Source organism: Nitrobacter sp. CN101 (genome assembly GCF_055390255.1).
On record NZ_AP038833.1, the window covers coordinates 4,153,114 to 4,166,757 of the forward strand.

A 13,644-nucleotide genomic window follows, 5' to 3' on the forward strand; every position below is an offset into this window, starting at 1 on the left:
CGCCGCGCCACCGTTTACGCCTGCAGCGCGGCAAAGTGCCCGCGCCGCTGCAGCCAGGCCAGCAGGATCAGGCTTGGTATGGCAACGGCAACGCAGATCGCGAAGAACAGCGGCCATCCCGTCGCCTCGGCGACGAACCCGGCGCTGGCGGACAGATAGGTTCGGCCGACCGCGGCAAGCGCCGTGAGAAGCGCATATTGGGTCGCGGTGTGCAACGGATTGCGGCACATCGCCGACAGATAGGCGACGAAGATCACCGTGCCGATAGCGCTGGTGAAATTCTCCGCTGTGATAGCGAGAGCCAGCGCCCATTGATTAACGCCGACCAGCGCCAGCCATGAGAACGACAGGTTGGCGACCGCCTGCAAAATGCCGCCGATCCACAGGCTCGTCGCCAGTGAATAGCGCCGCGCCACGAAGCCGCCGGCAAAACCGCCGATCAGCGTCGCGGCAAGACCGACGCCTTTGACGATGGCGGCGTAGTCGTTGCGGGTGAAGCCCAGATCGATGACGAACGGTGCGGTCATCGTGCCGGAGAACGCGTCGGTGAACTTGAACAGCACGATGAAGGCGAGCGCGGCGAGAGCGTCCTTACGGCTCAGAAATTCAGAGAATGCGCCGACCGCGGCATTCATGACCCGCGCGAAACCGCCCTTAGCCCGCGTCGCCAGTTCGGCGCGCACGGATTGCTCGGGCTCGGTGGCCGCCAGCGCCGTGACGGTGCCGATCAGAACCATCACCGCCATGCTAATGTAGCCCCACGCCCACGCCGAAGCGCGGACCAGGCCTGTCCCTTCGAATGCGCTGACCAGGAAGAGAGCTCCGGCGGTCGAGACCAGCATGCCGATGCGATAGGCGGCGACATAGCCCGCCATGCCGGCAGCCTGCTCGCTTTCCGGCAGGCTCTCGACGCGAAAGGCATCGACCACGATGTCCTGCGTCGCCGACGTCGCCGCCACGAGCACCGCGCCGAGCGCGACAAACCACGGCGCTTTCATCGGATCGGTCGAGGCCAGCAACAAGATTGCCGCGATCAGAAGCAGTTGTGAAAAGACGAGCCAACCGCGGCGGCGGCCGAACCGTCGCGTCAGCAGCGGAATATGCAGGGCATCGACCAACGGCGCCCACAGAAACTTCAGCGTATAGGGCGTGCCAACGAGAACAAACAGACCGATGTCGTGCAGATCGATGCCGGATTCTTTCATCCAAATCTGCAGAGTCGAGCCCGACAGCGCCAGCGGCAGGCCGGACGAGAAGCCGAGCATCATGACAATGAGGACGCGCGGTTGCAGATAGACCGCCATGCTCTCGCGCCAAGACGCGCGGGAGGCAGCCTCGGATACGGTTGGGGCGACGTCCGGAGCGCTCATGCCGCAGTGCTAGCAGATTCGGTCAGTTCCGCCCTCCTCTTACTCACCAGCCTGGATTTTGCGGGCGAACTGCGGCGGAAACACCTTCGGTTCGACGGACTCGACGATCCGTGGCGTCTCCGCAGCCGCCTCATCCTTGCTGAAATCGAGTTCCTCGATCCTCGTAGCCCGTTTGCCGATCTTGCCAGCCGAGATCAGGACCTGCCTCACATCCTCGCTGACCTGATCGAAATGGCTGCCAAGCTTGCTGACCCGGTCGCGCAGGCGCTCGACATCACCCATCATGTTCATGACCTCGATCCGTACCTGATCCGCAGCATCGCGCATCCGCGCGTCCTTGAGAAGCTGCTGCATCACCTGAATCGCCAGCATCAAGAGTGACGGCGATACCAGCACGATCCGGGCGCGATAGGCCTTCTGGATCACATCGTCGAAGCTGTCGTAAATCTCGGCATAGACCGATTCCGACGGCACGAACATCAGCGCGGTGTCCTGGGTCTCGCCCGGGATCAGATATTTTCCGGCGATGTCGGTGACGTGCCGCATGACGTCGGCACGCAGCCGCTGATTTCCGAGTTTCCTTTCGTCGTCGGTTCGGGCGTCGCGCAGCGCCGTCATCGCCTCAAGCGGAAATTTCGCATCAATGCAAAGCGGGCGCTGATCGGGGAGGAAGATCACGCAATCCGGCCGCTTACCGTTTGGCAGCGTGTACTGAAAGGCGAACGAGCCCTTCGGCATTCCGTCCTGCACAATCGCCTCCATCCGCGCCTGCCCGAACGCGCCGCGCGACTGCTTGTTGGCGAGCACATCGCGCAGCGTCGTCACCTGCGTCGTCAGTTCGGTCAGGTTCTGGTGCGCGTTGTCGATAATTCCGAGCCGTTCGTGTAGCACCCGCAGACTGTCCATGGTGTTGCGCGTGGTCTGCTCCATCGACTGGCCGACGCGGTGGGTGACCGCGTCCAGCCGATCGCTGACCGCCCGCGCCATCTCCGCCTGTCGCCCTGCAAGGGCCTTGCCCATGGCGTCGACACGGCCGGCGGCCTCGGCCTGAGCCCGCATCATGTCGTTGAGGCGATCCTCCAGCTCGTCCGCGCGGCTTGCTTGCGCGGTGGCCATGTCGGTTCCCCGGCGTCCCGAGCGCGCGATCACAATGGCGATGATCAGCAGCAATACAAGCGCCAGCGCACCAAACCCGATCAGCACGGCGCTGGTCCGCACCGGCACGTCGCCCAGTATGAAAAGGATCTCGTTCATCCGGATCTTGTAGCCGATTCGGCCCACAATGCGAACGAAGAGCGAACACACTGAGTTAACGAAAGCTCAACGTGCCTGCTCATGAAGGCCGGACGGTCAGTGCAGCTCGCGGATTGACCCGGACAGACTCGGGGATTACATCGCCGACATGGCCATTCGCGAAATCATCATTGTGCCGGACAAGCAATTGCGCCTGGTTTCCAGGCCGATCGAAAAGGTCACTCCGGAGATCCGCAAGCTTGCCGACGACATGTTCGAGACCATGTACGACGCGCCGGGCATCGGGCTCGCCGGCATCCAGATCGCGCAGCCTGTCCGCATCGTCACCATGGACCTCGCCAAACGCGATGAGGAAGGAGAGACGAAACCGCGACCGCGTGTCTTCATCAATCCGGAAATCCGGTCGGCTTCGGAGGAACTGTCGGTCTATGAAGAAGGCTGCCTGTCGATCCCCGAATATTACGAGGAGGTCGAGCGGCCGGCGCGCGTGCGGATTCGCTTCACCGATCTCGACGGCAAAATGCACGAGGAGGATGCCGAGGGTCTTTTCGCCACCTGCATCCAGCATGAGATCGACCATCTCAACGGCGTACTGTTTGTCGATCACCTCTCGAAACTGAAACGCGACCGTGTGATGAAAAAATTCACCAAGGCCGCGAAGCTCGCCGCGAGATAAAGCGGCTTCTTGCCGCGCAGAAATCAATCAGATGCCGCTTCGCCTGATTTTCATGGGCACGCCCGATTTCGCGGTGCCGACGCTGCTGCAACTCGTTGCCCATGGCCATGAGATCGCAGCCGTATACAGCCGCGAGGCGAGGCCCGCCGGCCGTGGCATGAAGCTGCAGCCGAGCCCGGTGGCGCGGGAAGCGCAGCGCCTAGGCCTCCCCGTGCTAACGCCAAAAACGCTGAAAACGCCGGAGGCGCTGCTTGAGTTTCAATCGTTCGTCCCCGATGCCGCGGTCGTCGTCGCCTATGGCATGATCCTGCCGCAGGCGATCCTCGGTGCGCCGCGATATGGTTGCTACAATCTGCACGCATCGTTGCTGCCGCGCTGGCGCGGCGCCGCGCCAATCAACCGCGCCATCATGGCCAGCGACGCCGAAAGCGGCGTCATGGTCATGAAGATGGATGCCGGCCTCGACACCGGCGACGTCGCCATGGCCGAGCGGATTACCATCACCGATGCGATGACGGCGTCGGATCTTCATGACGCGCTGGCGCCGCTTGGGGCAGATCTGATGGTGCGTGCGATGGCCTCGCTGTCGCGCGACGGCCTGCAATTGACCAAGCAGAGCGAAATCGGCATTGATGGCGCCGTCACCTATGCCGCCAAGATCGACAAGGCCGAGGCGCGCATCGACTGGAACAGGCGTTCGCGCGATGTGCTCCGCCACATTCATGGCCTGTCGCCGTTTCCGGGCGCCTGGTGCGAGATGCCGGTGGATGGCGAGCCGGTCCGCGTCAAGCTCCTGCGTTGTGAGCTGGCGGAAGGCGCGGGATCGCCGGGGAGCCTCCTCGACGACCGTCTAACGATCGCCTGCGGCGAAGGCGCGATCCGCATCCTTGAATTGCAACGCGCCGGGAAGCCACCGCTGAAAGCCGACGCCTTTCTGAACGGCACGCCGCTGACGCCGTCGCTGCGGCTCGTCTGATGCCCCGTTACAAGCTGACCATCGAATATGACGGAGGTCCCTTCTGCGGCTGGCAGTACCAGGACAACGGTCCCTCGGTACAGGGCGCGCTGGAGGCGGCAGTGAAGGCGATTTGCGGTGACTACGTCCGCGTGCACGGCGCGGGCCGCACCGATGCCGGCGTCCATGCGCTGGCGCAGGTTGCCCATTGCGACATCGCAAAGCACTTCGTACCGAATCGATTGCGTGACGGGCTCAACGCGCACCTGCGCCCGCATCCGATCGGCGTGCTCGAAGCCGAGATCGTGCCCGACAGCTTCGAGGCGCGCTTCTCAGCACGCCGGCGACACTACATCTATCGCATCGCCAATCGGCGCGCGAACCTCGCCATAGATGTCGGCCATGTCTGGCGCGTACCGCGGCCGCTCGATGCGGAGGCGATGCACACGGCGGCACAGCGGCTCATCGGCAAGCACGACTTCACGACATTTCGCGACACCGAATGTCAGGCGAAATCGCCGGAGAAAACGCTCGATCAGCTCGACGTCGTCAGGACCGGCGACAACGTCAACATCATCACGTCGGCGCGCTCGTACCTGCACAGCCAGGTGCGCTCGATGGTGGGATCACTGGTGTGGGTCGGGCATGGCCGCTGGAACGCCGATGACCTGTCCAACGCGCTAGCCGCGCGGCGGCGTGAAGCGTGCGGGCCGGTGGCGCCGCCCGACGGATTGTATCTTGTGCGGGTGGATTACTAAGAGCGAATCCGCTCCAGCGCATCCCAGAACAGGCCCTCGCCATCCTTCACATTGGCGGTCCAGTCCTGATGCGCGAGATCGTTGGCGTCGTCGGTGATGAACTTGAACGCACGCCACGGCAGGCCGTGCCGCCGGCACACCTGCGCCACCGCGAACAGCTCCATGTCGACGATGTCGATATTGTTCTCGATCAGCCACGGGTCGGAGCTTGTGACAAAGCTGTCGCCGGTACCGCAGACGACACCGCCCTGGCCTGAAGTCAACAGATCAAGCTCCGGGGCGAACGGCGTGCGTCCACGCGGCGCCAGCGGCATCGCCATCATGTCGCGCTGGACGACGTTTGAGACCTCCACGAGACCCTGGAGCGTCTCATTGATCTTTCCTGCGGTACCGTAATTGATGACAAGTGACGGGTGCATCGTCAGCAGCGCCAGCGTGGTTGCGCTGGCGGCATTGATCTTGCCAACGCCGGTATAGATCACCCGGACGCCATCGGGCGCGCGCGCCTTGTCGAGTTCGTCGTCGATGGCGGTGAGGACGAGGATTTTGTCGTTCATGCGAAGTAGCGATCCAGCACGCCGCGGTAGATACGGGTCAGCCTTTCGAGATCGGCCACCGGCGTACGCTCGTCGATCTGGTGCATGGTCTGCCCGACCAAACCAAACTCGATCACCGGGCAATAGTCCTTGATAAAGCGCGCATCCGAGGTGCCGCCGCCGGTGCTGAGCTCCGGTTTGCGGCCGGTGACCTCCTCAATGGCTGCGACCAGGAGATCGGTGAAGGGGCCGGGCTCGGTCAGGAACACGTCGGCATTCGAAGGCTCCCACACGATGCGCGTTTGGACACGGTTACCCGCGGCTTTGGCAACGCGCGCCTCGATCAGCGCACGCAACGATTCCTGACTGTGATGGTCGTTGAAGCGGATGTTGAACTTCGCGCGCGCCTGTCCCGGAATCACATTGGCCGCCGGATTGCCGACATCGACCGAGGTGAATTCCAGATTGGAGGGCTGAAACTGAGCACTCCCCCGGTCCAGCGGATCACTGACGAGCGCGGTAATCAACGCGGCGATGTCCGGAATCGGATTTGACGCACGGTGTGGGTAAGCGACGTGGCCCTGCACGCCATCGACATAAAGCGTGCCGGACTGTGAGCCCCGGCGGCCGATCTTGATGCAATCGCCGAGCTCCTCGATATTGCTGGGCTCGCCGAGCACGCAGTGGTCGAATTTTTCGCCGCGTGCAGCGGCCCATTGCATCAGCTTGACAGTGCCGTTGACGGCGATGTCTTCCTCGTCCCCGGTGATCAGGAACGAGATCGAGCCCTCGCCGTCCTTCCCCGGCTGGCCGCCATGCTCCGCGAGATAGTCAAGCGCGGCGGCGACGCTGCAGGCGATTCCGCCCTTCATGTCGACCGTGCCGCGCCCATAGAGGAAACCATCAACCACGTCGCCTGAGAACGCGCCACGGGTCCAGGCGTCCTCATCGCCTGGAGGCACGACGTCGGTATGGCCGGCGAACGCGATGTGAGGGCCGGTCGTGCCGATACGGGCATAGAGGTTGTCGATGTCGGCGGCGCCCGGTTCGCTGAAGGTGATGCGGTGGACATCAAATCCGGCACCCTTGAGCAGCGTTTCCAGCACACCGAGCGCGCCTGCATCCGCCGGCGTCACCGACGGGCAACGGACGAGATCGCGGGCGATGGAGAGCGCGTCGGCTGTCATTGCGGCGATACTTCAAGCGGATCAGAGCCGAAGCGGTTCGGCCCTTGCGTGCCTCGCAGGCAGCCGAGTTCCACGATGATCCAGACGGTCACTGCGAGACTCCCGATGCCAAGGATGAACTTGCTGCTGGGCGTTGTGGCGGCCTCCTGCAGCAAGCTGACGATGGTGCTGACTCCCCAAAATACGAGCATCCACCATCCACTTTGGTCGCGATCATGCAAGCGCTTAATGCCTACAGCAATGCTAGACCATATCGCCAATAGACTGACGATAACTAAGATCGCGACCAACAAGTAGCTAACGAGCGCGCCGGTGGAAGAAATCGCGCTCGAAATTCCAAGCCCTATGAAGGTTAAGACGAAACAGACGATAAAAACGGCAAGATAAATCAGCGCTACCAACCAGTATTTGGCCCGATTGACCCTGCCCTGAAAGCTGAACAGCAGCGTCGTCAGGTTCATGCGCGGTCTCCGGAAAGCGCTTAGTCCCGCAGCAGTTCATTGATCCCGGTCTTGGAGCGAGTGCGTTCGTCGACACGCTTGACGATGACCGCGCAAGCAGTGGACGGCCCCGGCTGGCCGTCTCTCAACGGCTTGCCCGGCAGCGCGCCCGGCACCACCACCGCATATTCCGGCACCTCGCCCATGAATATCTCGCCGGTTGCGCGGTCGACGATTTTGGTCGAGGCGCCGAGGAAAACGCCCATCGATAGCACAGCGCCCTTGCGGACGATGACGCCTTCCGCCACTTCCGAGCGCGCACCGATGAAGCAATCGTCCTCGATGATCACAGGCCCCGCTTGCAGCGGCTCCAATACGCCACCGATGCCCGCGCCGCCGGAGATGTGGACCCGCTTGCCGATCTGGGCACAGGAGCCGACCGTGCACCAGGTGTCGACCATGGTGCTTTCGTCAACATAGGCGCCAAGATTGACGAACGACGGCATCAACACAGCGTTCTTTGCGATGAAGGCGGAGCGACGCACGATCGCACCCGGCACGGCCCGAAAGCCGGCGTTACGAAACCGGTTCTCGTCCCAGCCCTCGAACTTCGACGGCACCTTGTCCCACCACACGGCGTTGCCGGGACCGCCGGGAATAACGCTCATGTCGTTGAGGCGGAACGATAACAGCACAGCCTTCTTGAGCCACTGATTGACAATCCACTTGCCGTCAGCCGCGCGCTCGGCGACGCGTACCTCGCCCTTGTCGAGCAGGCCGAGCGCATGATCCACCGCCTCGCGCACCTCGCCTTTGGTCGCGGGGGTGACGGTGTCGCGCGCGTCGAACGCGCTGTTGATGGTGGTCTCGAGAGAAGCGAGCGACATCGGATTTCCTGCGGCTTTACTACGCGAATGCGGTTTGTCAACGCGGTGTTCTCTGGGACGGAGGCAGACATGTCAAGCCAACCGCGCTGTCAGCCCCGCCAGAAATCCGGAGAGGTCGTCGGTCACATGGTGGACATGCGGCGCGCCGCGGCCTTCCATTTCCCATTCCTCCCGCACCACCTCGCGCGTCCCGTCCGGCACCACCAGCACGGTCGTCATCCCCAGTTCATGCGGGACGACGAGATTGCGCGCCAGATCCTCGAACATCGCGCTTTTCGCGGCATCGACGTGATGCCGTTCGAGAAAGCGACGATAGGTCAGCGGCGACGGCTTCGGCTCCATCTCCGCGGCAATGATGTCGAACACGGCCTCGAAGTGATGACCGAAACCAAGCCGCTCCAGCACTTTACCGGCATGGGCGGTCGAACCGTTGGTCAGAATCAGCTTGCGGCCCGGAAGCCTTTCGATTGCCGCGCCCATCGCCGGATTGGGGTCGAGCGGCGAGTGGTCGATCTGATGGACGTAAGCGAGATAGTCGTCGGCTGAGACGCCGTGCTCGGTCATCATGCCGCGCATGCTGGTGCCGAAGCGCTTGTAGTAATCCTTCTGGATGCGCCGCGCCTCGACGGGATCGACATTGAGGAACTGGCCGATGTATTCGCCGATCCGGGCGTCGACCTGCTGCCAGAGGTTGACGTGATGCGGATAGAGCGTGTTGTCGAGATCGAACACCCACGTGTCGATGTGACTGAAGCCGCGGTGTGGATGTTGCTGCGCGTCGATCACTTGTGAATCAGCGTTCCCGTTCCCTGATCGGTAAAGAGCTCCAGGAGAACCGCGTGAGGAGTCTTTCCGTCGATAATGACGACGCCGCCGACGCCTTGTTCGAGCGCGTAAATGCAGGTTTCGACTTTCGGGATCATGCCACCCGAAATAGTCCCGTCGGCGATCAGCTTGCGCGCGTCGCTGATCGAGAGCTCCGGAATGAGCTTCTTCGACTTGTCGAGCACACCTGGAACGTCCGTGAGAAGCAAGAGTCGTTTGGCTTTCAGCGCGCCCGCCACTGCGCCAGCGAAAATATCGGCATTGACGTTGAATGTCTGGCCGCCTTTTGAGGTGGCCAGCGGCGCCAGAACCGGAATCAATTCGTGACCGATCAACTGATTCAGAAGCGTCAGATCGACGTGTTCGGGTTCGCCTACAAAGCCGAGATCAACGACCTTCTCGATGTTCGAATCCGGATCCGCCAACGTTCGCGTGGCCTTCAAGGCGGTAACCATGTTGCCGTCCTTGCCGCAAAGTCCGACGGCCTTGCCGCCGGCCTCGTTGATATAGCCAACCAGTTGCTTGTTGATCGAACCGGCGAGCACCATCTCGACGATTTCAATCGTCGCGGCATCGGTAATACGCAGGCCGGCGGCGAATTCGGATTTTATCCCGAGCCGTTGCAGCATGGCCGCGATCTGAGGACCCCCGCCATGCACCACCACCGGATTGATCGCGGTCTGCTCGAGCAGCACGATGTCGCGGGCAAACTGGCGGGCGACCTCCTCCGAGCCCATGGCATGGCCGCCGTACTTGATGACGATCGTCTCCTCGTCATATCGCTGCATGTGCGGCAGCGCCTCGGACAGGATGCGCGCCTGATCGAGCGGGCTGATGCGGGAGTCATCGGACATGACGCTGATCTCTTGCGACTGATCTCTTGGCCGGCGGGATAAAGCGGGTTCTAACCGATCGGCGGCGGGACCGCAAAGCCGCTTCGTGTCAGGATCCGGGCTGGCCGGAACGGGACGCCGCACGAGGCCAGAGGGCGGCGATCGCGAGCAAAAACCAACCCAGAATCATCAGCGTTCCGCCGGACGGAGCAGCTCTCGGGAAAAGGTGGTGGTCGAGGAATTGCCGCACCGTCAGGTCCGCACCGAACAGGATCGCGCCTGCGACAAAGCAGCCGGCGGTCGCGAGACCGAGACGTGGGCGAATAACCTGCCGATCCGCCAGAAGCACCGCCAGCAGCGCGGCGGGAGCATGAAACAACAGCATCGACGAGGCCGAGAGCAGAAGTGTGCCCCCTGTCTTGTGCGCCGCGACCGCAGCCAGGATAACGCCGGCGCCGCCCATCAGCCCCGCCGCAAAAACGACGATCCGAAAACAGCAGAACTGCGTCATCGCTGAAGCTCTCCGATCAGGCGGGCCATGGCGGCGCGCAACTCCGGTACTCCGTAGCCCGTACGCGACGACGTGACCAGCACATCCGGGAACGCTGCAGGATGTTTGGCGAGCAGCACCCTGGTCGCTTCGGTACGCTCCGCCATCTCGGCGGCCTTGACCTCGTCCGCCTTGGTCAGCACGATCTGATAGCTCACCGCGGACCTGTCGAGCGTGGTCAGAATGTCCTGGTCGGTATCCTTGATGCCGTGGCGCGCATCGATCAGGACATAGACGCGCGCAAGCGTCGCCCGGCCGAGCAGGAATTTATGAATCAGCGACGTCCACGACGCGATTTTGGCCTTCGGCGCCGCCGCGAAGCCGTATCCTGGCATGTCGACCAGCCGGACATCGGCCCCCTTGGGACCCTCGAAGAAGATCAGTTCCTGGGTTCGTCCCGGCGTGCGTGACGTTCGGGCCAGCGCGCTGCGGCCCGTCAGCGCGTTGATCAGGCTCGACTTGCCGACGTTGGAGCGTCCGGCGAATGCGACCTCGAGACCCGCCATGGGCGGCAACGTTTCGATCGACGGCGACGCCCAGATGAATTGCCAGTCCCCGGCAAACAGTCTTCGGCCTTGCTCGATCAACTCCGTATCAAGGCCGGTTGTCATGCGAAGAGGCCTTCCTGACTTGGCAGTACGCATTCGCGGCAAGATCAGCCGATTTTGCGCGGAGCGACGGAATCAGAAACGTTCCCGCCGCTCATTGGACGGCTTCGTCCGCAGTGCTCCCCCGCAAAGGCGCCGATCGATCTATGTGGTCTTCGCCGGCTTGTCGGAGGATTTGCGGCGGAAGGTCGATTTCACGTTATCAAACAGTTCTACTTTCACGCCGTTGCGGCGCATGATGTAGCTCTGCTGGATCACCGACAGCGTGTTATTCCACGCCCAATAGATCACGAGACCAGCCGGGAAAGACGCGAGCATGAAGGTGAAGATCACCGGCATCCAGTCGAAGATGATCTTCTGAGTCGGATCCGGCGGTGTCGGATTCAGCTTCATCTGGAACCACATCGTGATGCCCATGATGATCGGCCACGCACCGATCGCCAGATAGGGCCCGAGCAGCGGTACGACCGAGGGATCGTATGGCAGCAGTCCGAACAGGTTGAAAATGTGGGTCGGATCGGGCGAGGACAGGTCCTTGATCCAGGAGAAGAATGGTGCGTGACGCATTTCAATGGTCACGAACAGCACCTTGTACAGCGAGAAGAACACGGGAATCTGCAGGAGGACCGGAAGACAGCCCGAGATCGGGTTAATCTTCTCCTTCTTGTAGATCTCCATCATCTCCTGCTGCAGCTTCATCTTGTCGTCAGGGAAGCGCTCTTTCAGAGCGTTGATCTGAGGCTGGACCGCCTTCATCTTTGCCATCGAGGCGTAGGACTTGTTGGCGAGCGGGAAGAAAATCAGCTTGACCAGTACGGTCACGACCAGAATAGCGACACCGAAGTTGCCGAACATATGAAAGAAGAAATCCAGCGCGAGGAACATCGGCTTGGTGATGAAGTGGAACCAACCCCAATCGATCAACAAGTCAAAATGGTTGAGGCCGAGTTGTTTGTTGTAGCCACCAAGCTCCACGAACGGAAAATTGAGGCCAACAACACCGGCTTCCTTTGCGCCAGCGAAGAGGCGCGTGCTTACCGAACCGGTGCCGCCGGCCGGGATCGTCCGCGCATCCTCCAGATAATCGGTTTGGTAGGTCCTGACTGAACCCGCCAGATCGGATGAGAAGCGCGCCTGCAATCGCGCGCTGGTGTCAGGCAGCAAGGCCGCGGCCCAGTATTTGTCGGTGATGCCAAGCCAGCCGTTGGTGACATTGAAGGTCACCGATTTGGCTTCGTCGATCTTCTTGTATGTATATTCCTGCAGCTTCTGATCGCCGAGAAAGCCGATAAGGCCTTCGTGCAGAATGTAGTAGCCGGAGACCGCCGGAGTGCCGTGGCGTGAAATCAGTGCGAACGGGTACAGCGTCACCGGCGCGCTGCCGGCGTTTGTGACCTCATCCTTGATCGTGAACAGATAGTGCTCGTCCACCGAAATGCTGCGACGGAACGTCAGCCCTTCGCCATTGTCATACTTCAGCGTGACCGGCGTGGACTGCGTCAGCGCCCCCGACCCTTCCTGCACCCACGCCGTGTTCTTGTCTGGAACCCGGACGGTCGATCCGGTGGCGGGAACCCATCCAAATTCGGCATAATACGGATTGGCCGTACCGGAGGGCGAAAACAGCTCGATCGCGGGCGAAGCGGGATCGACCGTCTCGCGATACTTGGTCAGCAGGAGGTCATCGATACGCGCGCCAGTCAGCGACAGGCTTCCGCTCAGACGAGGGGTGTTGATCTTGACGCGCGGCTTGGACGCGATGGCCGCATCCCGGGCAACCACCACGGTCTCAGCCGCGGGTTGAGCGGGCGTGGGGGAATTCGGCGCCGCCTCGTTCTGAGACTTCGCAAGCTCGCTTTGCGCCTGGTGCGCGGCGCGATCCTTTTCCATCTGCGGAATGTTGTAGAAGTACTGCCAGGCGATCAGCACGAGAGCCGACAGAACGATAGCGATGATGGTATTGCGGTTCTCAGACATCGTTCAGGGTCTCGTCACTCAATTCGGATTGCGGCTGTATACACCGTTGATGTCGCTGATTTGACGCCGCGCTCATCCCGGATGCCGGCGGTCGAGGCGATGAAACGCCGAACGCAAATCATCCAGCATCACGGCGTAACGGCGGTCGAGCGCAGCACGGCGGCCGATTATCACATAATCGCTGTGCGGTCGCATGGATACGGCGTCCAGGCGCTTCACCAATTCGCGAAGTCTGCGGCGGATGCGGTTTCGCTCGGTCGCGGTGCCGTTTTTTTTTGTCACCGTGAAGCCGATCCTGATCGGACCGCCATCGTTGCGACGACGATTTTGTACCACGAAGGCAGGGGTGCTCACCCGCGGCCCATTGGCAACGGCGAGGAAGTCCGCCCGCTGCCTCAACCGGTCCATGATGGTTCTCGGGACGATCCGCTCAGGCACTCAGGCGTTTGCGGCCCCGCGCGCGCCGCGCGGCAAGAACCTTCCGGCCGCCGGTGGTCGCGAGGCGGGCACGAAAGCCGTGGCGGCGCTTACGCACCAATTTGCTGGGTTGATAAGTCCGTTTCACGGGAGTCTCCGCTGACCGGGCGCGTCGCCTGATGTTGAGGTTAAGTCCGGTAATACCGACCTGAACCGAGCCTTTTCCGACCCGAACAAGCCGTCCCGATCGAAACCGAGCCGTCACGGACAATTGGCGCGGCTTATACGGGAGCGGCCTCTTTTCGTCAATCTTGCCCTGTATCGTTTCCCAACCCGACCGAATTGGCCAAAATCTCGCGCCGACCTATATT

General features: G+C 62.1%; 16 protein-coding genes. 3 read left to right on the top strand and 13 right to left on the bottom strand.

Features of this window, described 5'->3' with window-relative positions; all coding sequences use genetic code 11:
* Positions 1 to 14: 14 nt before the first annotated feature.
* Both ACZ5IL_RS20735 and ACZ5IL_RS20740 read right to left on the bottom strand, forming a co-directional pair.
* Positions 15 to 1,370 (bottom strand): AmpG family muropeptide MFS transporter, encoded by a 1,356-nt coding sequence (locus tag ACZ5IL_RS20735; protein WP_464594317.1) that lies wholly within the window; start codon positions 1,368 to 1,370, stop codon positions 15 to 17.
* Positions 1,371 to 1,409: 39 nt separating this feature from the next.
* Positions 1,410 to 2,624 carry a DNA recombination protein RmuC gene (locus ACZ5IL_RS20740; protein WP_464594318.1) on the bottom strand — a complete coding sequence of 405 codons (1,215 nt, stop codon included), beginning with the start codon at positions 2,622 to 2,624 and terminating at the stop codon, positions 1,410 to 1,412.
* A 148-nt stretch (positions 2,625 to 2,772) separates the two neighbouring features.
* Between ACZ5IL_RS20740 and def the strand changes: the two genes are divergently transcribed.
* Genes def through truA form a run of 3 tightly spaced genes read left to right on the top strand, consistent with a single transcriptional unit; the run spans position 2,773 to position 5,013 of the window.
* Positions 2,773 to 3,300, top strand: a complete 528-nt coding sequence (gene def, locus ACZ5IL_RS20745; RefSeq protein ID WP_464594319.1) for a peptide deformylase — start codon at positions 2,773 to 2,775, stop codon at positions 3,298 to 3,300.
* Positions 3,301 to 3,331: 31 nt separating this feature from the next.
* A complete protein-coding gene (gene fmt, locus ACZ5IL_RS20750; protein ID WP_464594320.1) occupies positions 3,332 to 4,276 on the top strand; it encodes a methionyl-tRNA formyltransferase in 945 nt (314 codons plus the stop codon).
* Entirely contained in the window at positions 4,276 to 5,013 is a 738-nt protein-coding gene (gene truA / locus ACZ5IL_RS20755) for a tRNA pseudouridine(38-40) synthase TruA (RefSeq protein WP_464594321.1), read from the top strand. Before fmt ends, truA begins: the two co-directional genes overlap by 1 nt.
* Here truA and ACZ5IL_RS20760 read toward each other — a convergent pair.
* The 11 genes from ACZ5IL_RS20760 to rpmH all read right to left on the bottom strand — a co-directional run bounded on the left by ACZ5IL_RS20760 (position 5,010) and on the right by rpmH (position 13,421).
* Positions 5,010 to 5,570: a phosphorylase family protein gene (locus ACZ5IL_RS20760; RefSeq protein ID WP_079448165.1), complete on the bottom strand. Its 561-nt coding sequence runs from the start codon at positions 5,568 to 5,570 to the stop codon at positions 5,010 to 5,012. The genes truA and ACZ5IL_RS20760 overlap by 4 nt on opposite strands.
* Complete coding sequence (gene dapE, locus ACZ5IL_RS20765) at positions 5,567 to 6,736, bottom strand: succinyl-diaminopimelate desuccinylase (RefSeq protein ID WP_464594322.1); 1,170 nt, start codon at positions 6,734 to 6,736, stop codon at positions 5,567 to 5,569. The genes ACZ5IL_RS20760 and dapE overlap by 4 nt, the downstream gene beginning before the upstream one ends.
* Positions 6,733 to 7,197: a DUF805 domain-containing protein gene (locus ACZ5IL_RS20770; protein WP_464594323.1), complete on the bottom strand. Its 465-nt coding sequence runs from the start codon at positions 7,195 to 7,197 to the stop codon at positions 6,733 to 6,735. The genes dapE and ACZ5IL_RS20770 overlap by 4 nt, the downstream gene beginning before the upstream one ends.
* A gap of 20 nt (positions 7,198 to 7,217) precedes the next feature.
* Entirely contained in the window at positions 7,218 to 8,063 is an 846-nt protein-coding gene (gene dapD / locus ACZ5IL_RS20775; RefSeq protein WP_464594324.1) for a 2,3,4,5-tetrahydropyridine-2,6-dicarboxylate N-succinyltransferase, read from the bottom strand.
* A 72-nt stretch (positions 8,064 to 8,135) separates the two neighbouring features.
* Entirely contained in the window at positions 8,136 to 8,849 is a 714-nt protein-coding gene (locus tag ACZ5IL_RS20780) for a pyrimidine 5'-nucleotidase (protein ID WP_464594325.1), read from the bottom strand.
* A complete protein-coding gene (argB, locus tag ACZ5IL_RS20785) occupies positions 8,846 to 9,742 on the bottom strand; it encodes an acetylglutamate kinase (RefSeq protein ID WP_425906973.1) in 897 nt (298 codons plus the stop codon). The genes ACZ5IL_RS20780 and argB overlap by 4 nt, the downstream gene beginning before the upstream one ends.
* A gap of 88 nt (positions 9,743 to 9,830) precedes the next feature.
* The gene (locus ACZ5IL_RS20790) at positions 9,831 to 10,232 is read right to left on the bottom strand and encodes a DUF423 domain-containing protein (RefSeq protein WP_464594326.1); all 402 of its coding nucleotides are present in this window, start codon (positions 10,230 to 10,232) and stop codon (positions 9,831 to 9,833) included.
* Positions 10,229 to 10,882, bottom strand: a complete 654-nt coding sequence (gene yihA / locus ACZ5IL_RS20795) for a ribosome biogenesis GTP-binding protein YihA/YsxC (RefSeq protein WP_464594327.1) — start codon at positions 10,880 to 10,882, stop codon at positions 10,229 to 10,231. The genes ACZ5IL_RS20790 and yihA overlap by 4 nt, the downstream gene beginning before the upstream one ends.
* A 141-nt stretch (positions 10,883 to 11,023) precedes the next feature.
* Complete coding sequence (gene yidC / locus ACZ5IL_RS20800) at positions 11,024 to 12,856, bottom strand: membrane protein insertase YidC (RefSeq protein ID WP_464594328.1); 1,833 nt, start codon at positions 12,854 to 12,856, stop codon at positions 11,024 to 11,026.
* A 72-nt stretch (positions 12,857 to 12,928) separates the two neighbouring features.
* Entirely contained in the window at positions 12,929 to 13,264 is a 336-nt protein-coding gene (rnpA, locus tag ACZ5IL_RS20805; RefSeq protein WP_464594329.1) for a ribonuclease P protein component, read from the bottom strand.
* A gap of 22 nt (positions 13,265 to 13,286) precedes the next feature.
* Positions 13,287 to 13,421: a 50S ribosomal protein L34 gene (rpmH, locus tag ACZ5IL_RS20810; RefSeq protein WP_006609582.1), complete on the bottom strand. Its 135-nt coding sequence runs from the start codon at positions 13,419 to 13,421 to the stop codon at positions 13,287 to 13,289.
* Positions 13,422 to 13,644: the final 223 nt, after the last annotated feature.

Coding starts and splice junctions, on each gene's coding strand:
- ACZ5IL_RS20740 (WP_464594318.1), bottom strand. CDS start 2,624: ATGAACGAGATCCTTTTCATACTGGGCGACGTGCCGGTGCGGACCAGC.
- truA (WP_464594321.1), top strand. CDS start 4,276: ATGCCCCGTTACAAGCTGACCATCGAATATGACGGAGGTCCCTTCTGC.
- dapE (WP_464594322.1), bottom strand. CDS start 6,736: ATGACAGCCGACGCGCTCTCCATCGCCCGCGATCTCGTCCGTTGCCCG.
- rnpA (WP_464594329.1), bottom strand. CDS start 13,264: ATGGACCGGTTGAGGCAGCGGGCGGACTTCCTCGCCGTTGCCAATGGG.
- ACZ5IL_RS20735 (WP_464594317.1), bottom strand. CDS start 1,370: ATGAGCGCTCCGGACGTCGCCCCAACCGTATCCGAGGCTGCCTCCCGC.
- dapD (WP_464594324.1), bottom strand. CDS start 8,063: ATGTCGCTCGCTTCTCTCGAGACCACCATCAACAGCGCGTTCGACGCG.
- ACZ5IL_RS20790 (WP_464594326.1), bottom strand. CDS start 10,232: ATGACGCAGTTCTGCTGTTTTCGGATCGTCGTTTTTGCGGCGGGGCTG.
- fmt (WP_464594320.1), top strand. CDS start 3,332: ATGCCGCTTCGCCTGATTTTCATGGGCACGCCCGATTTCGCGGTGCCG.
- yihA (WP_464594327.1), bottom strand. CDS start 10,882: ATGACAACCGGCCTTGATACGGAGTTGATCGAGCAAGGCCGAAGACTG.
- yidC (WP_464594328.1), bottom strand. CDS start 12,856: ATGTCTGAGAACCGCAATACCATCATCGCTATCGTTCTGTCGGCTCTC.
- ACZ5IL_RS20760 (WP_079448165.1), bottom strand. CDS start 5,570: ATGAACGACAAAATCCTCGTCCTCACCGCCATCGACGACGAACTCGAC.
- ACZ5IL_RS20770 (WP_464594323.1), bottom strand. CDS start 7,197: ATGAACCTGACGACGCTGCTGTTCAGCTTTCAGGGCAGGGTCAATCGG.
- argB (WP_425906973.1), bottom strand. CDS start 9,742: ATGTCCGATGACTCCCGCATCAGCCCGCTCGATCAGGCGCGCATCCTG.
- def (WP_464594319.1), top strand. CDS start 2,773: ATGGCCATTCGCGAAATCATCATTGTGCCGGACAAGCAATTGCGCCTG.